Genomic DNA, 21323 nt, shown 5'->3' on the forward strand with positions numbered 1-21323 from the left:
AATAAGGATAGACATGTTTTCATGGTTTGAACGACGCTTAAACCCATTCCCGGACGGTGGCGATCAACAGCCACCCAAGGGCTTGCTGAAATTCTGCATGTACTACAGTCGCGGGGCTTGGCGCTATATTTTGCTGGCCGGCAGTTTAATGATGCTGATTGCTATTACCGAAGTGTGGTTATTTAGTTTTATTGGCAGCATTGTTGATTGGTTGGCGCAACAAGACCGCGACACCTTGTTTAACGAGCATTTTTGGTCGCTTACAGGCATGGCTGCGGTTGTCTTAATTGGCTTACCGATATTAGTCATTTTGCACTCATTGGTGACTTACCAGGGCTTGCTGGGCAATTATCCAATGCGCATTCGCTGGCTACTACATAGCTATCTACTCAATCAATCGCTAAGTTTTTACCAAGAAGAATTTGCCGGGCGCATCGCCACAAAAGTGATGCAAACTGCGCTCGCGGTGCGGGAGACAGTGATCAAGCTGTTCGACGTGCTCAATTACGTATCGGTATACTTCATTGGTACTGTAGCGATTGTTGCCAGCGCTGATTGGCGCTTAGCGTTACCGTTAGTTGCTTGGCTGGCTTTATACATAGTCTTGTTACGCTATTTTGTGCCGCGCCTAGGCCAGGTTGCCGCATTACAGGCCGATGCCCGTTCAGTGATGACTGGTCGCATCGTTGATAGTTATACTAATATTCAAACGGTTAAATTGTTCTCCCATGCCCAGCGCGAGCAAGCATTTGCCAAAGAGGGCATGAGCGAATTCCTGCATACCGTACATCGCCAAATGCGGCTGGTGACTAAGCTTTACACCTGCCTGTATTTACTCAACTCCCTGCTGCTATTTAGCGTGGGTTGGTTAGCCTTACAACTTTGGGCAGATGCCTTGATAAGTGTCGGCGCTATTGCGGTCGCGTTAAGCTTGGTATTGCGCTTATGGGGCATGAGCCAGTGGATCATGTGGGAAGTGTCGGCGTTGTTTGAAAATATTGGTACCGTGCAAGACGGTATGCAAACCGTGAGTGTGCCGCAGGTTATTCGCGATGTGGCTAATGCAGCGCCACTACAGGTGCCACACGGCGAGGTGGTTTTTGACGATGTCTGTTTTCAATACAGCAGCGACAAGCCGATATTGCAACAACTGCAGTTGCATATCAAAGCTGGGGAGAAAATTGGTGTCGTAGGGCGTTCAGGCGCTGGTAAATCAACCTTGGTGAATTTATTGCTACGCTTCTACGACCTCAGCAGTGGTCGCATCTTAATTGATGGCCAAGATATCTCGCAAGTTAGCCAAGACAGTTTGCGTCAGCATATTGGCATGGTCACTCAAGATACTTCGCTGCTGCATCGCTCAGTGCGCGGCAACATTGCGTATGGTCGACCACAAGCCAGCGATGACGAGGTTTTACAAGCAGCTCACCGCGCCGAAGCGGATTTGTTCATTGACGACTTAGTGGATGCCAAACACCGTCGTGGTCTCGATGCCCATGTTGGTGAGCGTGGCGTGAAGTTGTCAGGTGGGCAACGGCAACGTATTGCTATCGCCCGTGTGATGTTGAAAGATGCTCCCATTTTAATTCTCGATGAAGCGACCTCGGCGCTCGATTCTGAAGTTGAGGCTGCTATTCAAGAGAATCTTTATAAATTGATGGAGGGTAAAACGGTCATCGCCATTGCCCATCGGTTATCGACCATTGCTGCGATGGATCGCCTGATCGTGATGGATCAAGGGCGCATTGTTGAGCAAGGTAGCCACACCGAGCTGTTGGCTGCTAATGGCCTTTATGCGCAGTTATGGGCCCGGCAATCGGGTGGTTTTCTCAATGATTAACCAAGTACTACTAAAATCCATGGAATAAATCAGGCAGTTGCTACGTCTTAACCCTAACGACTATGCTCATACATGAATTCATGCCGATAGCATGGTCATTGGAATCGCAGAAAAGGTGGCAACTGTGCAACAACGACTTCAACAACTTCAAGTCTATACCCCCGCCGCGCAGCGCTTTGCCACGCAATTGCTAGGCTGCGCTGCGAGTGCTGCGGATGTTTGCCAAAGTAGCCTAGAAAAAGCGCTGACCACCAGCCATTTTCCGAGCGATGCTGCGGTGCTGAAAAGCTGGTTTTTTCAGGTGGTTCGACATCAGTGCTTGGATCACTTGCGGCGCAACGCGCAGGCTAAGTTCAATGATGCAGAGCCAACTGACCTGGACGGTGAGGCGGGTTACGCTAATCAAACTATCCATCCAGACCAGCAGTTGCAGCAACAGCAGATGGCCATCGTCATGCGCCGCGCCTTGGCGCAGTTACCGCTGGCTCATGCTGAGATTCTGTGGTTACGAGAAGTACACGAGTTCAGCTACCAGCAGATAGCAACCATTATTGCGGTGGAGGCGGGTACAGTGATGTCGCGAATTCATCGTGCGCGACTAGCGCTGCGGGTGCAATTGCTAAAAATTATTGCCTTGGAGGATCTATGAACGGTCACTATCGTTGTGATGAAATAAGTGTCTTGATATCAGGCTATTTGGATGATGAATTAACCCAGCAGCAACAGCAACGGCTGTTCCTTCACTTACAGCAGTGCAGTGATTGCCAGCAGCAGTTTGACCAGTTACAGCTATTACAGCAAAGTATGCAGCAAGGCCTAACGCAAGAGGGACTGTCTATGCGTGAAGACGATCGAATTCAACAGCAGCTCAATGAGCCTAAGACACGGCTGTTACGCCGTGCCGGCTGGCTACTAGCAGGGTTTGGCGCGGCGCCATTACTCGCCTATGGTTTATACCAGTTCTGGCATGATCCGCAGGTTCCAGTATGGATGAAATTTAGTTTGTCGGCCTTTTGGTTGGGCGGCTTAGTGGTATTTATTAGTGTGTTAAGACAACGCATACGCGAGCGTAAAACCGATCGCTACAATAAGGTGAAATTATGAGACACATCAGTATTTATACCAGCGAACATATTGCTGATAAAACCATCATTGAACATGTAGGGTTAGTGCGCGGCAATACCATTCGGGCGCGCCATTTGGGCCGCGATATTTTAGCTGCATTTCGTAATATAGTGGGTGGTGAAATTCATGACGACACCAAACTATTGGCTGAGAGTCGCGAGCAGGCGCTTGACCGCATGGTTGATGAAGCCCGTGCCCTGGGGGCTGATGCAGTGATTGGGGTGCGCTTTTCAACCTCTATGTTAGCCCATGGTGCGGCTGAATTACTTGCTTATGGTACCGCAGTAAAACTAAAGTAGGCAGCATTAGCAGCCTAACTTGAGGATGACATGGGCTATTCGCGGTTTAGACGGTATTGGCAAGCAGCATTTGTTCGTGATCATGAAGCGCACCACGGTTTACTGGAACCTTATGCGGAGGCCACTGAGGCCCTGCATCAAGGCTCGTTTAACAGCCGTTGCTTGCAACGAGCTGAGCGCTTGTCAGCGCAACTCGGCTGGCAGCAATTAGAGCAACAATGGCACTGGCAACGGCGACTCTTGCTGCTCGGCTTTATCATACTAGTGATCGTGGCCGGCAGCGGCCTCACCAATGGCTTACTCGCGTTAACGAGCCCGATCTCGCTGCTCCATGCTTGGTTTAGTTTGGTCGGCATCAACTTACTTATGCTATTGCTGTGGCTTGTTGCTATGTTACGCGCTGCACCATTACCAGGTGTCGGTGGGTTTGCTATTGGCCTGAGTCAACGTTGGCGGCTATTTCGCCGCACCCGGGCCATGACCACTGCGTGGCTGCAGGTTATGCAGCAACAACGCCTGTTGAGCCCCGCGTTGAGTGCTATGAGTCATGGTTTTTGGTTGGCACTGCTTGGCACCGCATGGTTATTGTTGTTATTGCGCTTGAGCGCGCAATCCTACAGTTTCACCTGGGAAACCACTATTTTGTCTGCCCAGCAACTGCAGCAGACCGCACTATGGCTGGGCTATCTGCCGCAGCTGATGGGCTTTGATCCGCCGCCGTTGCAAGCGTTATTGGAGCAACATTCAGCTGTGGCGCAACAACAAGCGGGGCGGTGGTTACTGGCGGTATTGTGGTGCTACGGTATGGCCCCAAGGGCATTGTTATTGGTAATCGCCTTGCTAACTCTAGCGTCACGTTATCGCCAACTTAGCCTGAATGATAATGATCCCGCGTATGCCGCCATGCAGCGTTGCTGGCAGCAACTGGCCAGCGCCAACGCTCGCATTGTTGATGCCGATGCTGGGCAGTCAGTGGCGATACCTGCGGCAGCTGCTGTGCACGGGCAAGGGCGGCTGGTACTGAGTTTGGATCATGAACCAGCAACAGCATTACCGGCCTGGGCTGCTGATTTGACCTACCTTGGCGTCATTGCAACGGGCAGCGATAAACGCCGTGTACTGGAGCAATTAGGCCAACAAGCCGCGGCTGTTGTGGTGGTGCGTATTGATGTCATGCTCAGCCCAGATCGCGGTAGCATCGAGTTTTTGCGCGCCGTACAGCCACTCACCCAGCGACTGTTATTGGTTAATAGTCAGCCCGAACAGCAGCACGATTTCAATGCACGAATAGTGCTATGGCAGCAAGCATTGCAACGCTTAGGCGTAGAATTTATCGCGCCCACCGATATGATTCATCAGTTAGCCGCAGGAGCCAGCTCATGAGCACCGCAAACTGGTTGCATATTGCCGTTGTCGGCCATACCAATGCTGGTAAAACATCGTTATTACGAACCTTGTTACAACGGCGTGATTTTGGTTCGGTGGCGGCCAGCCCAAGTACTACGCGCGATGTTGTTTGTACTGAAATGACACTTACTGCGCAGTTTGGTTTAGCACTATACGACACTCCAGGGCTGGAGCAAGGGAGTGAATTATTTGACCTACTAAATAGCGAGTTTGCTGATGATAGCTATCGTCATGATGGCCCCAAACAGCTTACGGCCTTGCTCAGTAGTCCTGCGGCGCAATTCCAGTTTGATCAAGAAGCGAAGGTAATTCGCCAACTGATGAAATGTGATGCAGCGTTCTATGTTATTGATGTACGTGATCCTGTATTGCCAAAACTACAAGATGAATTGAGTTTACTGTCACGCTGCGGGCGCCCATTAATTGCTGTTTTGAACTTTACCGAGGGCGCCAACCAGCAATTAGCACTGTGGCGCGAGGCCTTGGCCAAGGTGCATATTCATCAGCAGGTTAGTTTTGATGCTGTGGCGCCACCGCAGGATGGTCTCGAACAGTTATTTGATAGCTTAGCGGTAGTCTTACCGCAAGCCAGAGAGGGCCTTAAGCAAGCCCTTGTGACATTACAACAACAGCAGGATCTGCGCCGCCGCCAAGCGTATTTAATGGTTGCTGATTTATTACTAGATGTTGCTGCTTATCAACGCTTGGTGGTTAGCGATGACGCCCAACAAGTACAAGCCGCTATTGCCACCATGCAGCAACAAGTGAGAGAACGCGAACAAGCCACCTTGAGTAGTATTCTCACCTTATATGGTTTTAGCAGCGATGATGCACACTTTGACTTGCTGGCGCTAGCCGAAGGGCAATGGCAAGACGACTTGTTTGCCCCAGAAACATTAAAGGCTTTTGGTATTAAGACTGGCTTGGGAGTAGGCAGCGGTGCCGCCGCTGGAGCCGGTATTGACTTGTTGCTCGGCGGCGCAAGCCTAGGGGCTGCGGCGGCTCTCGGCGCGACCATTGGTGGTGTTTATCAGGGCTGGCAGAGTTTTGGTAAGCGCTTGGTCAGCCAGTGGCGAGGGTATCAGAGCCTTCAGGTTCAGGATGCCATTGTGGCCTTGTTGATGCGCCGTCAACAACTGTTAGTCGCGGCGCTAGAGCGGCGGGGTCATGCGGCACAGCAACCGCTTCACCTTGAACCGATGTCGCCATTGCGACAGTTGTTACCGCAGCACCATCTTCCGTCGCTGGTTGATCAGGCGCGGCGACAGCCTCACTGGTCGCGGCTCAATGCTGAGCAATGGCAACCAAGCCGTGCGCGTGAACAGGCCTGTGCGGACTTACAGGTGCAGTTACGGCAATCCATATAGCGCAGCGCTGCGTATCCATGGCAGGATTGACTAATAAGAGAAAGTTGTATGCTTGGTGATGGCTTTGCTGCGGCAGATATTTCGCGCATTATTGAAATGGCTTGGGAAGACCGCACCCCGTTTGAGGCGATTGAAAACACCTATGGCTTGTCAGAAAGCCAAGTCATTCAACTGATGCGACAGCAGCTAAAAACCACGGCATTTAAGCGCTGGCGGGCGCGCGTATCAGGACGGGTGACGAAACATCAGGCTAAACGCCCGAAAGAGGTGCTGCGCGCTTACTGTTCGACGCAGTATAAGCAGCGTTAAGCAAACTGGGAGATGTTGAAGAATTGGTCGGCATGACTGGATTTGAACCAGCGACCCCTGACACCCCATGACAGTGCGCTACCAAGCTGCGCCACATGCCGACCGAGCCCGCTATGATAATGAAAAAGCGGGCAATGGCAAGGCTAAATCAGCAAAACTTTAAGGATTACTTTCGTTTTGCTGATTAAAGCGTTTTAACTTCCGCAAACTATCAATCATTACCGGAGTAGCTGGGCTAACGCCAGGCAGTAACTGCAATGATTGATTGTCAAAACTACGAATATGACCGTCACGATCAATCACTGAAGTCATTTCTTCTTGATAGATGACTAAGTCTTCGCCATAGGTAGTCACCAGCGGCCAGCGCCGAGCTTCACTTTGCAAATTATGACCTAACGAATAATGTTTGGTGTCTTCAACGCACTGTAAATAGTTGCTCAGTACTGTTGGCATAATGTCAGTGAGGCTCGCCAAAGGCTGCGCTTGCCAATTCACTTTATCATTGGTCCATAGTGGCACCTGCATAGCGCTCACCGCATAGGCTGGGTCACTTGTGGCCGCATTGCTGGCTGCCAGTGCGGTAACAATCACCGCCATACCGCTATCAAGCGCCTGTTGAATGCGGCGCAAACTATCGCTGTGCTCAGGTGCACTGATAGCTAAGCCTATCACCGCTGATGGCTGGGATAGGCCGAACTGGCGGAACTGTTGCAGTGGCTGCGGCAGTTGCATGTTGCTTGCTATGGCGTCATCGGCTGTGGCCGGATTGTTGAATAACGCGGTGGTGAACTCAATACGATAATCACGCAACGGGCCAAAGTAGGCCGGTTCCGCTTGGCTATCAGCAATTGCCGTCATGTAAAGGTCAGGCAGCCCGTAGAGCAATTCAAATAAGCCGCTGGCAGCATCTAATTGGCCCAACACTGGGGTACCATAGTGTTGTAACTGCGGAAAGCGCTCACTGAATTGCTGTTGCTGCTGTTGGTTAAGTTGAGTAAAGGCCACAATCAAGGTGGTCGGTGGCTCAGCGATGCGCGCACACATTATGTCGGCGGCAGGATATTTGAGATCAATGCTAGTGGTTTGGCGCAGCAGCCGGTCGGTGGCTTGATGGCGCTCTTCAACCAGTAAGCCATGTTTGCTCATGAGGGTTTTTGCTGTGGTTGGGTAGGACAGCGGAAAAGTATCGTCTTGCTTGGTGATATTGGTATATAACACCGCATCAGCCCAGACGTGAATACTGTGGCTGGCCAGAAAACACAGCACAAAAACGGCACTAAAGGCTGGGCCCCAGTGTTTTTGCTGAAGCCTATCAAGGCGTTTCCACGCCAGATTTGCTAGCGCTAGTTCAAACACTAATAGCACCACAAAGGTCAGCAACATGCCCAACAAGATAAGAAAACTAGCTCCAGCAAATACCGACTCGGCATCAGCGGCTAGTTGCGACAGTGAATAGGTATTGAGGTGGTAACCATACTGTCGGTAAAACAGCAAATCGGCAACTAACGCAATAATACCTAAGGCGGCTACCAGGGTGGCAATACCGCGCAACACCCGAGAATAGGGCACCAGTAAACAGAAAGGGAAAATCAGTACAATAAAAACAACGAATGGCAAAAAGGAAAAATGCCCCAGCCAATTAAGCAACATGTAGATCAGGCCTAAGCCACTACCTGGAGGTTCGGCCGCCTCAATATATAAACTTCCGATCGCTAACACCAAAATGATGTTAAAGAAGGTGAACCAGTGGCCCCAGCTAATCAGCCGCGCAATTTTATCGCGTCGTTGCTTACGTTGTTTCATGACGATTCCGCTCAGGCATGCTTAGTCAATGATTGTAGCAGTACTTTGCCAAATTGTTCAGCCACTTTGTAGCCTTGCTCTGGGCTGTACTGTTGATAAATCACATTGCTGACGGCATTACCTAAGGTCATCAAAGCAAGGTCGCGGCTGACCTGTTCACGCTCCAGCAGCTCCATCACTTGCTCGAGTAATTGCTGTTGGCGCTTAGCATCGTATTGGGACACAATCGGCATTTTTTAACTCTCATCGTGTTAGAATGCGCTCATCTTAACACAGCGATAGCAACAGGAAATCAAAACCGCCATGCACGCCGACATAAAACACAGCATTATCCACCAGTTTTATACTAGCAATGGTCAAATTGGCTTGCGATTAGCTCCGGCGATACTCGCCATAGATGATCAAGTGGGACTATTAATCAATGAGTTGCGTGAAATTTATGATGCCAAGCCAAGTAAAGGGTATGCCCGTTTTTTAACCCCAGAGGATGCCGTTGAAAGCAGCCAATTAAGTGATTTTCCGCAGCATTTATCGCAGTGGCAAGCAGGTAGTTTAGATTTTGTCGGCTTCTCACAAACCGCTGCCAAATTGCTCCACAATCAGCTCCAACACTATGGCATTCTTGAAGCTGGTTTCTTGCTGGTGGCTAGTTATTATGAGCGCGGCCAAGATTATCTGCTGGTGGCCTTCTTACCCAGTAAAGATGGTGTGACCATTGCCGCTGATCTTTCGGTAGACCGCTCATCGCAACTCGATCTCAGTCGAGTGCAACTGGCGGCAACTATTAACGTCAGCGAGTGGCGTGATAATCCGAGCTCAAGTAGTTATATTTCCTTTATTAAAGGGCGAGTAGGCCGCAAGGTTTCAGATTTTTTCCTCGATTTCCTGGGTTGTGCCGAAGGCGTCAATGCCAAGAAACAGTCGCAACAGCTGGTGGAGTCGGTACAGCAATTCGTGCAGCAACAGGAATTAGCCGAACCACAAGCGAAACTATTGCGTAAATCGGTGTACGATATTTGCGACAATCAATGGCAACAAGGCGAGCCGCTGCGGGTCAAGGATTTATCTGAGCAGCTGCAACAACAGGTGCCTGAGGCCAGTAGTTTTGCCGATTTTGCCGCCAGCGCTGCAACACCGCTGGCCGATGAGTTTCCAATGGATCGCAGTACCTTGCGTAAATTAGTCAAGTTTCAGGGCCAAGGGGGCGGTTTGAGTGTTGGCTTTGATCAACAGCTATTGGGTGAGCGGGTGGAGTATGATGTGCATACCGACCGTTTGACCATTCATGGCACGCCACCAAATTTACGTGATCAATTACGCCGTTTTTTCGGTATTGATAGTTAGTAGATACAAAGACGCCGTGCTGAGGATGAAAAACGCCGGCGGTGTGCCGGCGTTTTCAATCATGGTGCGGGAGTTAGTTAGACTACTTTTGCACCGGAGTAATATGGACTGCATGTAACCCTTTTGGCCCTTCTTCGAGTTGAAACTCAACGTCTTGGCCTGCTTTCAGGGTACGATAGCCTTCCATTTCAATGGTCGAATAATGCGCGAAGATATCACCTTCGCGGTCTTCCGCCTCGATAAAGCCAAAACCTTTCGAGTTGTTGAACCATTTCACTTTGCCGGTTGCCATACTTCTACTTCCTTTGTTCTGCTCTGAAATTTAGTTATTGTTAGAATGACATCAACGCAGCTTTAGCGTTTGGCTTACTTGAAAACTGCATATGTTAACGCCATGTTTTACTCTAGGTGAGTTACGCCGATAGTCAAGGCAAATTTTGCTTAAAATATGTACTAATGTGCGCGATGTCAGAAAAATAACCGCGCTGAAACGTAAAAGAACGTCTATATATAGTTAGTAAAGGGACATCATGGGTGCAGCAGATCATAAACATCAGGTGAGTCAGCAACAGCAACAAGGGTTGCAGCCACCGCCGATGTATAAAGTCATTCTAAACAATGATGATTACACCCCTATGGACTTTGTGGTTGAAGTATTAATGCGGTTTTTTCGGATGGACCCAGAGCGAGCCACCGATACCATGCTAACCATTCACTACAAAGGCCGGGCCGTGTGTGGCACGTATTCGGCAGAAATTGCCGAAACCAAGGTGGTGCAGGTTAATCGCTATGCGCAAGACCACCAGCATCCATTGTTGTGCACAATGGAGAAAGCTTGAACGAATTTTCACTGACGACGCAGCAGGAGTACCGCTATGTTAAATAAAGCGCTAGAAGTTACCTTAAACGATGCGTTTCGGATTGCACGTGATCGTCGCCATGAACTGATGACCGTTGAGCACTTGTTGCTCGCACTGTTAGAAAATCCCGAAGCTGCGGCTGCACTCAAAGCCTGTGGCCTCGATTTTGCCGTGTTGAAACAGGAACTGCTCGGTTACATAGAACGCAGTACCCCATCGTTTGAGCACGATAGCGGTGATACTGAAACGCAGCCGACACTGGGTTTTCAACGGGTATTGCAACGTGCCGTGTTTCATGTGCAATCATCGGGCAGCAGTGAAGTCACCGGGGCAAATGTGCTGGTGGCCATTTTCAGTGAACAAGAATCGCATGGGGTGTATTTACTAAATAAGCACGATATTACGCGTCTGGATGTGGTGCACTACTTATCCCATGGCTTGACCAAGCCCGATGCCGGTAAAAACGACAAAGACCAGCACGAACAAGAAGCGACTGAGGCGCAGGGCGAAGAGCAGCAAAGCTATTTGCAGCGCTTCTGTACTAATCTAAATGCTCGTGCCCGTGAAGGACGTATTGATCCATTGATTGGTCGTGAGGCGGAGCTAGAACGCTGTATTCAAACATTGTGTCGGCGGCGCAAGAACAACCCACTGTTGGTGGGTGAAGCAGGGGTGGGTAAAACCGCTATTGCCGAGGGTTTAGCCTATCGCATCGTGCATGAAGAGGTGCCTGAAGTAATCGCCAAATCGGTGATTTTCTCGCTCGATATGGGCGGATTACTGGCTGGTACCAAATATCGCGGTGATTTTGAGAAACGCTTCAAGCAATTATTGAAGGAAATCACCGAACACGATGATGCCATTCTTTTCATTGACGAAATTCATACCATTATTGGCGCCGGTGCTGCCAGTGGCGGGGTTTTAGACGCCTCAAATTTACTCAAGCCGATGCTTAGTAGTGGCGAACTAAAATGTATTGGCTCAACCACCTACAGTGAATATAAAAATATTTTCGAGAAAGACCGCGCGTTGGTGCGGCGCTTCCAAAAAATTGATGTCAGCGAACCGTCGGTGGATGACACCACCCGCATTTTGATGGGCTTAAAAGAGCGCTATGAAGAGCATCATGGTATTCGTTATACCCAACCAGCGGTGCGTGCTGCCGCTGAACTAGCTGCGCGTTACATCAATGAACGGCATTTGCCGGATAAAGCCATTGATGTGCTCGATGAGGCCGGGGCTAGTCAACGTTTATTACCGCCATCAAAACGTAAAAAAACCATCGGTGTCAGTGATATTGAGCAGATCATTGCGAAAATCGCGCGGATTCCGGAGCAGTCGGTGTCACGCACCGATCAGCAAACGCTGAAGAACCTTGATCGTAATTTAAAGTTGGTGGTATTTGGTCAGGATCAAGCCATTGATCAGCTCACCTCATCCATTCGGTTATCACGTTCAGGGCTTGGCAACGAGAATAAGCCCATAGGTTCGTTTTTATTTGCTGGCCCCACCGGGGTGGGTAAAACCGAGGTGACGCAGCAACTGGCCAAAGTGATGGGCATTCAGTTCGTACGCTTTGACATGTCAGAGTACATGGAACGCCATGCCGTCAGCCGTCTGATTGGTGCGCCACCGGGCTATGTTGGCTTTGAACAAGGTGGCTTGTTGACCGATGCGGTGATCAAGCATCCGCATTGTGTGTTGTTATTGGACGAGATTGAGAAAGCTCACAGCGATATCTACAACATTTTATTGCAAGTGATGGATCACGGTACATTGACTGATAACAACGGTCGTAAAGCCGATTTCCGCAACGTGATTGTGGTGATGACCACTAACGCTGGGGTGCAAGAAACCGTGCGTCGGTCGATTGGTTTCAATCAACAAGATCACGCCCCCGATGCTCTCAACGAAATCAATAAAGTGTTTTCGCCAGAGTTCCGTAACCGTTTAGATGCCATTGTCTGGTTCAATCATTTGTCAGAGCAGGTGATTACTCAAGTGGTCGACAAGTTCATCGTCGAATTGCAGGCTCAGCTGGATCGCAAGCATGTGGCACTAGAGCTCGACCAAGCTGCGTACGAGTGGTTGGCTGAAAAAGGCTATGACAAAGCAATGGGCGCACGGCCGATGGCACGGGTAATTCAAGAACATCTGAAGAAGCCACTGGCCAACGAAATTCTATTCGGTGAGTTGACCCAAGGCGGAACTGTCACGGTGAATGTGGTAGATGGTCAGTTGAAGCTTACCATCGAAGAACGCGAAGCCCGCAGTCAATCAACCACGGGCTAAGTGGCGGCGGCTGTGTTAGCGCGCGCGGAAGACGATACGACCTTTGGTTAAATCGTAAGGTGTGAGCTGCACAGTCACCGTGTCACCGGTTAAAATGCGGATATAGTGCTTACGCATTTTGCCCGAAATGTGCGCGGTTACCACGTGGCCGTTTTCTAATTGCACACGGAACATGGTATTCGGCAGGGTATCTAATACCGTGCCCTGCATTTCAATACTGTCTTCTTTTGCCATTCAAATCCTCGAGAAATTACGTGGGGTAGTCGTTAAAGTGCGCAAATTCTAGCTGTTTTACGCGCGTAATGCCACTTCAAATGATAATCAGCTGCCGTGGCGTCCAAAAATCCGCACTGACATCGTGTTGAAGCTGTTGATTTTGGCGCAATTGCTGCAGGTAGTGTTGACGCGGAATACTGCGTACTCCCAAGCTAGCCAAATGTGGATTATCCATTTGCGCATCAAGCCAGGTTCCGCCGGCGGCAAAGTAATGTCGGGCGAACTGAATCAGCGCCAGTTTAGAGGCATTGCTGTGGCGTTGAAACATGCTCTCGGCGCAAAAGATGCCGTTAACGTTGACCCCGTATAAACCAGCCACCAAATGGTGTTGCTGCCACACCTCAACAGAATGGGCCGCGCCACTATGGTGCAGAGCGATATAAGCCTGCTGCATGTCGCTATGGATCCAACAACCTGCAGCAGCATGGGTGTCGGCACAGCCACGGATCACCGCTGCGAAATCATGATTAATGGTAATACGCAGCGGCGTAGTGGCCATAAAACGGCGCATCGAGCGGCTGACATGCAAGGCGTCTGCAGTGAAAATGGCGCGCGGATCAGGGCTCCACCACAGAATCGGGTCGTGCTGACCATACCAGGGGAAAATACCGTTGTGATAGGCCATGCGCAAACGTGATACCGATAAACTGCCGCCAAATGCCAGCAGTCCGTTCGGTTCACGTAGGGCTAGGGAAGCGGCAGGAAAGGCCTGTTGCTCGTCGCTCAGATGCACCAGCATCAACAGCTCCTGCCGACTTGCTTACTTGAGCGCGTCGAGATAACGCTCGGCATCTAGAGCCGCCATACAGCCGGTACCCGCCGAGGTAATGGCTTGACGGTAAATATGGTCCATGACGTCACCGGCAGCAAATACGCCTGCAACCGAGGTGGCGGTAGCGTTACCATGCAAACCAGATTGCACCTTGATGTAACCATCGTGCATGTCTAATTGACCGGCAAAAATACTGGTATTGGGTTGATGACCAATGGCAATAAAGCAACCCATCACTTCAAGTTCGCTGGTGTCGCCACTGTGCATATCTTTGATGCGAACAGCCGACACGCCCATGTTATCGCCCAGCACTTCATCTAAGGTTTTGTTGAGGTGCAAGGTGACATTACCGTTGGCGGCTTTATCCATTAACCGGTCAACTAAGATCTTTTCCGCTCGGAAGCTATCGCGGCGGTGAATCACGTGCACTTCGCTGGCAATGTTAGCGAGATACAGCGCTTCTTCTACTGCGGTATTACCACCGCCGACCACACAGACTTTTTGCTGGCGGTAAAAAAAGCCATCACAGGTAGCACAGGCCGAAACGCCTTTGCCCATGAAGGCGGTCTCTGAGGGCAGGCCCAAGTATTTGGCTGACGCGCCGGTGGCGATGATCACTGCATCAGCAGTGTATTCACCGCTATCACCAAACAAACGCAACGGCTTACTGCTGAAATCAACACGGTTGATGTGATCAAACACCATTTCGGTATTAAATTTCTCGGCATGCTGTTGCATACGCACCATCAAATCAGGGCCGGTTAAACCCTCTGGGTCGCCGGGCCAGTTTTCTACTTCAGTGGTAGTGGTCAGCTGACCACCTTGTTGCATACCAGTGACCAGCACTGGCTTCAGGTTGGCGCGTGCAGCATAGACCGCTGCGGTATAGCCGGCCGGGCCTGAACCGAGAATAAGTAAACGACAATGTTTGGCTTCAGCCATGGGTCAACAACTCCGTTATCTGCAAAAGTGCTGCAAGTATGCCTTAAATTAGCTCTGGATCGCCACCCGTGGGTCGACATAATCAAGGCCTAATTGCTTGCCCAAATCATCGTGGACCGCTTTAAAGGTGATCTTACCTTTATGCATATTTAAACCATTGAGCAAATGCGGATCGTCAGCCAATGCCAGTAAGCCTTTATTCGCCAGCGCTAGACCGAATGGCAGGGTAGCATTATTCAAGGCGATGGTTGAGGTGCGGGCTACGCCGCCTGGCATGTTGGCCACACAGTAATGCACCACATCTTCGACCACATAGGTTGGGTCTTGGTGAGTGGTTGCCCGTGAGGTTTCAAAACAGCCACCCTGGTCAATCGCTACGTCGACCACCACTGAACCTGGCTTCATATTTTTCAAGTGTTCGCGGGTCAATAATTTCGGCGCTGCTGCTCCGGGAATTAACACCGCACCAATAACCAGGTCGGCTGTGCGCGAATACTGGTCAACGGCATCAACGGTGGAGTAAATGGTTTTAGCGCGGCCACCGAACAAGTCATCTAATTGCCGTAAACGCGGCAGTGAACGGTCTAAAATGGTCACATCTGCACCCATACCAACTGCCATTTTAGCGGCTTGCGTACCCACCACACCGCCACCAAGAATCAATACTTTGGCTGGCGCAACGCCCGGAACCCCACCGAGCAGAGTACCGCTACCACCGTTGATTTTTTCTAAATGATGGGCGCCGGCTTGAATGGACATACGACCAGCTACTTCACTCATTGGCGCTAACAACGGTAAGCCGCCGTTACGGTCAGTCACGGTTTCGTAAGCAATAGCGGTTACGCCTGCTTTGGCTAACAGCTCGGTTTGCTTTGGATCAGGTGCTAAGTGCAGATATGTATAGAGAATTTGACCTTCACGCAATTGCTCACACTCATGCGGTTGCGGCTCTTTTACTTTCACAATCATTTCAGCTTTGGCGAAGATTTCCTTGGCGTCGTTGCTAATGGTGGCACCGGCAGCGATATAGTCTTCATTGGTAAAGCCAATAGCCAGACCGCCATCATGTTCCACCATGACCTGGTGACCATGGGCAACGTACTCGCGCACTGCTGCAGGAGTCAGGCCAATTCGATATTCGTGGTTTTTAATTTCTTTCGGTACACCGATCAACATGGGCTATATCTCGCTCATTTGTGAGTAGTTAATGAAACAACTGAATTGGGCGGCATTATAACGAATCAGAGGGTTTTATTTCGCACTTTTTTTGGCGGTTAAATTAGCGTAAAGTGGCGTAATAATAGCTTCAAATAGAGAAAAACAATGTTCACACCAGAAGAGCCCGTGAAAATCACGGTTGATAGAATTGACCGTAAGATTCTACGCTTATTGCAAGATGATGGCCGCCTATCGAATGTAGCCTTGGCGAAAAAAGTCGGCCTTAGCGCCACTGCTTGCAATGAACGGGTGCGCAAATTGGAACGCGAGCAAGTGATTGAAAGCTATCATGCCCGTGTTAATCCCGCCAAACTGGGTGCCAATCTGATGGTATTTGTCGAAATTACCCTAACGCGAACCTCATCCGACGCCTTTGCTGAGTTCAGTTCTGCAGTGCAACGAACGCCAGAAATACTTGAATGCCACTTGGTTGCTGGAGATTTTGATTTTCTGATCAAGGCGCGAGTGCCGGATATGCCGTCTTATCGTAAGCTGTTGGGCGAAACTATACTAAACATGCCAGGGGTTAACGAATCACGGACTTACGTGGTGATGGAAGAGGTTAAAAACGCCAACAAAGTTCTGATTAAGGGCTAAGAAAAAGTCGTGTTAAAGTACTCGTGTTAAAGTGCTGATATCCACTACGATGCAGGCTACAATAAGACAAATAATAATAGGGAGCGCACAATGAGCGGTGTGCAACGAATGCTGGAAGTCGGGCTGATCTTATGTGGTGCCTTTGCGGTGTTTCTATTTTTGGCACTAGCAAGTTTCCACCCCGCCGATCCAAGCTGGTCACAAACCGGCTATGAAGGCACGATTGAAAATGCAGCGGGCGCTATTGGCGCTTGGTTTGCCGATGGCTTGTTGTTCTCATTTGGTTTTGTTGCCTATTTGATTCCATTTGGCTTGGTCGGTTTGGGCTACTTGATGTTCCAGCGCCCGCATCAGTTGCTTGAATTAGATTGGCTAGCGGTTGGTTTAAGGCTGATTGGTTTGTTGCTTACGCTCGTCGGTAGCTCGGCCTTGGCGTCGCTAAATTTTGCCGATATTTATAGCTTTTCTGCCGGTGGCGTCGTTGGCGATGTGATTAGCTCGTCGCTGTTACCGTATTTTAACCTCATTGGTACTACCTTATTGCTGCTGACGTTCTTGGCGACAGGCTTAACCTTGGTCACTGGCTTGTCATGGGTGTGGGTTGCCGAACAGGTTGGGGCAGGGGCTATTTGGCTAAGCCAGTGGCTGGTGGAAAAAAGTACCGCGCTGTGGCAGCAACTGCGCAGCCAAGCCAAAGAGGATTTACCGACCGCGGACGTGGTCAGTCGCGCTAAGCCAGCAGTGCGCGCTGAGCGCACCCGCAGCGAACCGGAATTAGCATTTGCCGCCGACGCCGACGACGACTTTGATTTACCGGCCATCAGTAGTCACGATGAGCCAGCCCCTAGCGTTGATGATCTGACCCGCTTTAGCCGCAGTGCCAAAGTAAAACCGCAGCCGATGCAACCAATTCACACCGATGACAACGATGATGATGATGACGCCAATGCGATGAGCTTATCGATTGATCCGTTGCCATCTATTGCTTTGCTCGATCGCCCGAACAAAACTGGAAACCCGCTGACACCGGCTGAGTTAGAGCAAATTAGCCAAACCGTTGAAGCGGTATTATTGGATTTTGGCGTTGAAGTAAAAGTGGCAAACGTACAACCAGGCCCGGTGATTACCCGCTTTGAGCTTGATTTAGCGCCCGGTGTGAAAGTCTCCAAGATCTCTAACCTCGATAAAGACATTGCCCGCTCACTGTCGGCGATATCCGTGCGCGTGGTCGAAGTGATCCCGGGTAAGTCTTATGTGGGCCTTGAGTTACCGAATAAGAGCCGTGAAACGGTATTCTTTAGCGAAGTGATTAGTTGCGATGCCTTCCAGCAAAGTCAATCGCCGCTCACCATGGTGCTGGGTAAGGGCATAGCTGGTCAGCCGGTGGTGGTTGATTTGGCGAAAATGCCGCACTTATTAGTGGCCGGCACCACCGGTTCAGGTAAGTCAGTGGGCGTTAACGTCATGATCCTTAGCCTACTGTATAAGAGCACGCCAGAAGATGTGCGCTTGATCATGATTGACCCGAAAATGTTGGAATTGTCGGTGTATGAAGGCATTCCGCATTTATTGACCGAGGTGGTCACCGACATGAAAGACGCCGCCAACGCGTTGCGTTGGTGCGTGGCTGAAATGGAACGGCGTTATAAGCTGATGTCGGCCTTGGGGGTACGTAACCTGAAAGGCTATAACCAGAAAGTCGCCGACGCTATTGAAGCCGGCGAACCGCTGCGCGACCCATTGTGGAAGCCAGGTGATTCAATGGACGAATTACCACCGTTGCTGCAAAAGCTACCGAATATTGTGGTGGTGGTTGATGAATTTGCCGACATGATGATGATTGTCGGTAAAAAAGTTGAAGAATTGATAGCCCGTATTGCGCAAAAAGCCCGTGCTGCTGGCATTCATTTGATTTTAGCGACCCAACGTCCATCGGTGGATGTGATTACTGGCCTCATCAAAGCCAATATTCCAACTCGTATTGCCTTCCAAGTGCAGTCTAAAATTGACTCGCGCACCATCCTTGACCAGTCCGGCGCGGACCAATTGCTCGGCCAAGGCGACATGCTTTACCTACCGCCTGGTAGCGGCGTGCCGACCCGTGTACACGGTGCCTTTGTTGATGATCATGAAGTGCATGCGGTGGTAAAAGATTGGAAAAAACGTGGCAAGCCCAATTACCTCGATGAAATTCTCAAAGGCGATATGAATGAGGATAGCCTGCTACCGGGCGAGCAACTGGATCTCGGCGATGAAGAGAGTGACCCGTTGTATGACGAGGCAGTCGCTTTTGTCACTGAAACACGGCGGGTGTCGGTATCAAGTGTACAGCGTAAATTCAGAATTGGTTACAATCGCGCCGCGCGTATTGTGGAACAAATGGAACTGAGTGGGGTCGTTACTAGTGCAGGGCATAACGGTCAACGCGAAGTCATTGCACCGAAGCCGCCGCGCGATTAATGCGCTCATTTTTACAGTGGATCAAGCAATCATGTTAAAACAGTTTGTACGTAGTGCCGCGCTTAGTGTGATGCTATTTAGCAGTTTCAGCGCGGTAGCAAACAGCAATTCAAGTGATGAGGCACGGGCCAGCTTGCAGGCACGGTTAGCGACTATGCAGTCGTTACAGGCAGACTTTGCCCAAACCGTCACTGACCAACAAGGCGAGCTGATGCAGCAATTGCATGGGCGCTTCGCACTGGCGCGCCCCAACTTACTGTATTGGCAAACCGATGCCCCTGATGAAACTGTGATGATCGCTGACGGTAGCGCGTTGTGGTACTACAACCCGTTTGTGGAGCAAGTCTCGGTGTACGACCAAACCGATAGCATGGCGCAAAGCCCACTGCTGTTACTCGTGGATGCTGAATCCAAGGCATGGGCGGATTATCAAGTTAGTTATGAAAATAATAGCTACGCGTTGCAACCACTGCCAAATAGCGATGCTCGGCAAAGCTTACAGTTGGTATTTGGCGACGCCGATAGCAGCCAGCTACAACGGATTATTTTAGACGATGGGCAAGGGCAGTTGAGTACCATTGAATTAGAAGCAGTACAACTGAATGGCACCATTGCCGATGATTTATTCCGTTTTAAGCTACCGGCTGGGGTAGAACTTGATGACCAACGCGGCGGGTAATAGCGAGCAACCATCACTGTTTGCCAACACGGTTGATTTTCGCCCGTTAGCGGCACGTATGCGGCCGCGTCATCTGTCTGAATATATTGGTCAAAGTCATTTACTGGGTGCTGACAAACCGCTGCGGCAAGCGCTGGAACGTGGTTTGTTACATTCGATGATTTTTTGGGGCCCGCCGGGCAGCGGCAAAACCACCTTGGCTGAATTGTTGGCGGTCAGTGGTAACGCTTATGTTGCCCGCATTTCTGCGGTAAGTGCTGGGGTCAAAGAGATCCGTAGCGCCATCGATGAAGCGAAGCAACGGGCGGCGGCACAGCAGCAACGTACGTTATTGTTCGTTGATGAAGTGCACCGCTTCAATAAAAGCCAGCAAGACGCCTTTTTACCGCATATCGAAGATGGCACCGTATGGTTTGTTGGTGCCACCACTGAAAATCCTGCCTTTGAACTGAATCCGGCCTTGCTGTCGCGCACTCGGCTGTATCGCTTGCAAGAATTGACCGATACCGATATGACTCAAGTGATTTCCCAAGCACTCGCTGATGAGCAGCGCGGATTAGGCAAAAAAGCCCTGCAATTAACTGCAGAAGCCCACGAATATCTCATCCATTGCGCTGCTGGTGATGCTCGCCGCGCATTGAATCTCTTAGAGATTTGTGCCGATGCCGCGACCACTAACCAGCTAGATCTAGCCTTTGTACAACAGGCTGTTGGGCAACGCCAAGCAGGCTTCGATAAGCACGGTGATCGCTATTTTGAGCTGTTATCAGCGTTGCACAAGTCGGTTCGTGGCTCATCGGTAGACGGCGCTTTGTATTGGTTCGCGCGTATTTTACTGGGCGGGGGTGATCCACTGGTGGTGGCGCGGCGGCTGTTGGCTATTGCTTCCGAAGATATCGGTAATGCCGACCCGCGGGCGCTACAACTGGCATTGCAGGCTTGGGATACCTTTACTCGCGTAGGCCCTGCTGAAGGCGAGCGCGCCATAGCACAAGCATTGATTTATTGTGCCTTGGCGCCCAAAAGTAACGCGGTTTATCAGGCCTTTAATGCTGCTAAAGCGCTGGCGGAACAGTATCCAGACGCACCAGTACCCAAACATTTGCGTAATGCGCCAACCCAATTGCATCAGCAACAGGGTGATGGCGTCGATTATCGCTACGCGCACAATTATCCGCAGGCGATCGTGGCGGGTGAGCGGTACTTACCGGCAGACGTGGGGCAAGTCAATTTGTATCACCCTAGTGACCGCGGCTTAGAAAAGCAATTAGCTGAAAAACTGGCGTGGTTACGCCAAGCCGACCAACAGAGTGACTGGCAACGAGGTGAGCATGACTAATTGGTTGTTAGTGGCATTGGGCGGAGCCCTAGGTGCCAGTGCCCGCTATGGCGTGAATCAATGGATCATACATGCAGCCAGTGCAAATCACTGGCTCAAAGCATTCCCTTTCGGCACGCTAATCGTTAACATAAGCGGCTCATTATTATTAGCCTGCCTGTTTGTAGTCACCCAACATCATGCCCAGCAGCAAACGCTGTGGTTATTTCTTGGTGTTGGCGTGCTTGGCGCCTTTACCACGTTTTCGGCGTTTTCGTTAGAATTCGTGCATTTGGCGCAACAAGGGGCATACCTGAAGGCGGCATTCTTTGCTAGTGCCAACTTTATTGGCTGTATCGCCGCAGTTTTGATGGTGCTGTGGCTTAAGTCATTTATTCTCGCAATGTGGAACTAA

Annotated in this window: 22 protein-coding genes and 1 tRNA gene; 15 read left to right on the forward strand and 8 right to left on the reverse strand. The window is 50.4% G+C overall.

The features are described 5' to 3' along the window. Window positions 1-13: 13 nt before the first annotated feature. The 7 genes from EFO84_RS10485 (at window position 14) to EFO84_RS10515 (ending at window position 6347) form a co-directional block, all read left to right on the forward strand. A complete protein-coding gene (locus EFO84_RS10485) occupies window positions 14-1840 on the forward strand; it encodes an ABC transporter ATP-binding protein (RefSeq protein ID WP_127348011.1) in 1827 nt (608 codons plus the stop codon). A 124-nt stretch (window positions 1841-1964) separates the two neighbouring features. Further along, window positions 1965-2489 (forward strand): RNA polymerase sigma factor, encoded by a 525-nt coding sequence (locus tag EFO84_RS10490; RefSeq protein ID WP_164742434.1) that lies wholly within the window; start codon window positions 1965-1967, stop codon window positions 2487-2489. Then, window positions 2486-2944, forward strand: a complete 459-nt coding sequence (locus EFO84_RS10495) for a zf-HC2 domain-containing protein (protein WP_127348013.1) — start codon at window positions 2486-2488, stop codon at window positions 2942-2944. Before EFO84_RS10490 ends, EFO84_RS10495 begins: the two co-directional genes overlap by 4 nt. Further along, window positions 2941-3264 carry a YbjQ family protein gene (locus EFO84_RS10500; protein ID WP_127348014.1) on the forward strand — a complete coding sequence of 108 codons (324 nt, stop codon included), beginning with the start codon at window positions 2941-2943 and terminating at the stop codon, window positions 3262-3264. The genes EFO84_RS10495 and EFO84_RS10500 overlap by 4 nt, the downstream gene beginning before the upstream one ends. Window positions 3265-3294: 30 nt before the next feature. After that, entirely contained in the window at window positions 3295-4647 is a 1353-nt protein-coding gene (locus tag EFO84_RS10505) for a DUF2868 domain-containing protein (protein ID WP_127348015.1), read from the forward strand. Next, entirely contained in the window at window positions 4644-6038 is a 1395-nt protein-coding gene (locus EFO84_RS10510; RefSeq protein WP_164742435.1) for a DUF3482 domain-containing protein, read from the forward strand. Before EFO84_RS10505 ends, EFO84_RS10510 begins: the two co-directional genes overlap by 4 nt. Window positions 6039-6086: 48 nt before the next feature. After that, on the forward strand, window positions 6087-6347 hold the full coding sequence (locus EFO84_RS10515) for a TIGR03643 family protein (RefSeq protein ID WP_127348017.1): 261 nt from the start codon (window positions 6087-6089) through the stop codon (window positions 6345-6347). A 24-nt stretch (window positions 6348-6371) separates the two neighbouring features. Here the strand turns inward: EFO84_RS10515 and EFO84_RS10520 are convergent. From EFO84_RS10520 to EFO84_RS10530, 3 genes are all read right to left on the reverse strand, one after another. Next, window positions 6372-6448, reverse strand: a tRNA-Pro gene (locus EFO84_RS10520). A 58-nt stretch (window positions 6449-6506) separates the two neighbouring features. Then, entirely contained in the window at window positions 6507-8150 is a 1644-nt protein-coding gene (locus EFO84_RS10525) for a DUF3413 domain-containing protein (protein WP_127348018.1), read from the reverse strand. 11 nt (window positions 8151-8161) lie between these two features. Next, on the reverse strand, window positions 8162-8383 hold the full coding sequence (locus EFO84_RS10530) for a DUF1414 domain-containing protein (RefSeq protein WP_127348019.1): 222 nt from the start codon (window positions 8381-8383) through the stop codon (window positions 8162-8164). Window positions 8384-8453: 70 nt separating this feature from the next. Between EFO84_RS10530 and yejK the strand changes: the two genes are divergently transcribed. Beyond that, complete coding sequence (yejK, locus tag EFO84_RS10535; RefSeq protein ID WP_127348020.1) at window positions 8454-9494, forward strand: nucleoid-associated protein YejK; 1041 nt, start codon at window positions 8454-8456, stop codon at window positions 9492-9494. Window positions 9495-9576: 82 nt separating this feature from the next. On the opposite strand, the gene cspD is transcribed toward yejK, so the two are convergent. After that, window positions 9577-9786, reverse strand: coding sequence for a cold shock domain-containing protein CspD (gene cspD, locus EFO84_RS10540; protein ID WP_127348021.1), 210 nt, complete (start codon window positions 9784-9786; stop codon window positions 9577-9579). Between the two features lie 238 nt (window positions 9787-10024). Here cspD and clpS point away from each other — a divergent pair, with 238 nt between their 5' ends. Continuing rightward, a complete protein-coding gene (clpS, locus tag EFO84_RS10545; RefSeq protein ID WP_127348022.1) occupies window positions 10025-10333 on the forward strand; it encodes an ATP-dependent Clp protease adapter ClpS in 309 nt (102 codons plus the stop codon). A 36-nt stretch (window positions 10334-10369) separates the two neighbouring features. Beyond that, window positions 10370-12646 (forward strand): ATP-dependent Clp protease ATP-binding subunit ClpA, encoded by a 2277-nt coding sequence (gene clpA / locus EFO84_RS10550; RefSeq protein ID WP_127348023.1) that lies wholly within the window; start codon window positions 10370-10372, stop codon window positions 12644-12646. A 15-nt stretch (window positions 12647-12661) separates the two neighbouring features. On the opposite strand, the gene infA is transcribed toward clpA, so the two are convergent. The 4 genes from infA to ald all read right to left on the reverse strand — a co-directional run bounded on the left by infA (window position 12662) and on the right by ald (window position 15812). After that, window positions 12662-12880 carry a translation initiation factor IF-1 gene (infA, locus tag EFO84_RS10555; protein ID WP_127348024.1) on the reverse strand — a complete coding sequence of 73 codons (219 nt, stop codon included), beginning with the start codon at window positions 12878-12880 and terminating at the stop codon, window positions 12662-12664. 76 nt (window positions 12881-12956) lie between these two features. Beyond that, window positions 12957-13661, reverse strand: a complete 705-nt coding sequence (gene aat, locus EFO84_RS10560; protein ID WP_127348025.1) for a leucyl/phenylalanyl-tRNA--protein transferase — start codon at window positions 13659-13661, stop codon at window positions 12957-12959. Window positions 13662-13682: 21 nt separating this feature from the next. Beyond that, window positions 13683-14636, reverse strand: a complete 954-nt coding sequence (gene trxB, locus EFO84_RS10565; RefSeq protein WP_127348026.1) for a thioredoxin-disulfide reductase — start codon at window positions 14634-14636, stop codon at window positions 13683-13685. Between the two features lie 48 nt (window positions 14637-14684). Then, the gene (gene ald, locus EFO84_RS10570) at window positions 14685-15812 is read right to left on the reverse strand and encodes an alanine dehydrogenase (protein WP_127348027.1); all 1128 of its coding nucleotides are present in this window, start codon (window positions 15810-15812) and stop codon (window positions 14685-14687) included. A gap of 147 nt (window positions 15813-15959) precedes the next feature. On the opposite strand from ald, the gene lrp reads away from it, so the two are divergent. The 5 genes from lrp (at window position 15960) to crcB (ending at window position 21323) form a co-directional block, all read left to right on the forward strand. After that, the gene (gene lrp, locus EFO84_RS10575) at window positions 15960-16451 is read left to right on the forward strand and encodes a leucine-responsive transcriptional regulator Lrp (RefSeq protein ID WP_127348028.1); all 492 of its coding nucleotides are present in this window, start codon (window positions 15960-15962) and stop codon (window positions 16449-16451) included. A 90-nt stretch (window positions 16452-16541) separates the two neighbouring features. Continuing rightward, a complete protein-coding gene (locus EFO84_RS11930; protein ID WP_127348029.1) occupies window positions 16542-18911 on the forward strand; it encodes a DNA translocase FtsK 4TM domain-containing protein in 2370 nt (789 codons plus the stop codon). 31 nt (window positions 18912-18942) lie between these two features. Next, complete coding sequence (gene lolA / locus EFO84_RS10585) at window positions 18943-19590, forward strand: outer membrane lipoprotein periplasmic chaperone LolA (protein WP_127348030.1); 648 nt, start codon at window positions 18943-18945, stop codon at window positions 19588-19590. Further along, window positions 19571-20929: a replication-associated recombination protein A gene (locus EFO84_RS10590; protein ID WP_127348031.1), complete on the forward strand. Its 1359-nt coding sequence runs from the start codon at window positions 19571-19573 to the stop codon at window positions 20927-20929. Before lolA ends, EFO84_RS10590 begins: the two co-directional genes overlap by 20 nt. Then, window positions 20922-21323, forward strand: a complete 402-nt coding sequence (crcB, locus tag EFO84_RS10595; protein WP_127348032.1) for a fluoride efflux transporter CrcB — start codon at window positions 20922-20924, stop codon at window positions 21321-21323. Before EFO84_RS10590 ends, crcB begins: the two co-directional genes overlap by 8 nt.

Origin of the sequence: Pseudidiomarina mangrovi, from assembly GCF_003999375.1 — a bacterium.
In the GTDB taxonomy this organism is placed as follows: domain Bacteria; phylum Pseudomonadota; class Gammaproteobacteria; order Enterobacterales; family Alteromonadaceae; genus Pseudidiomarina; species Pseudidiomarina mangrovi.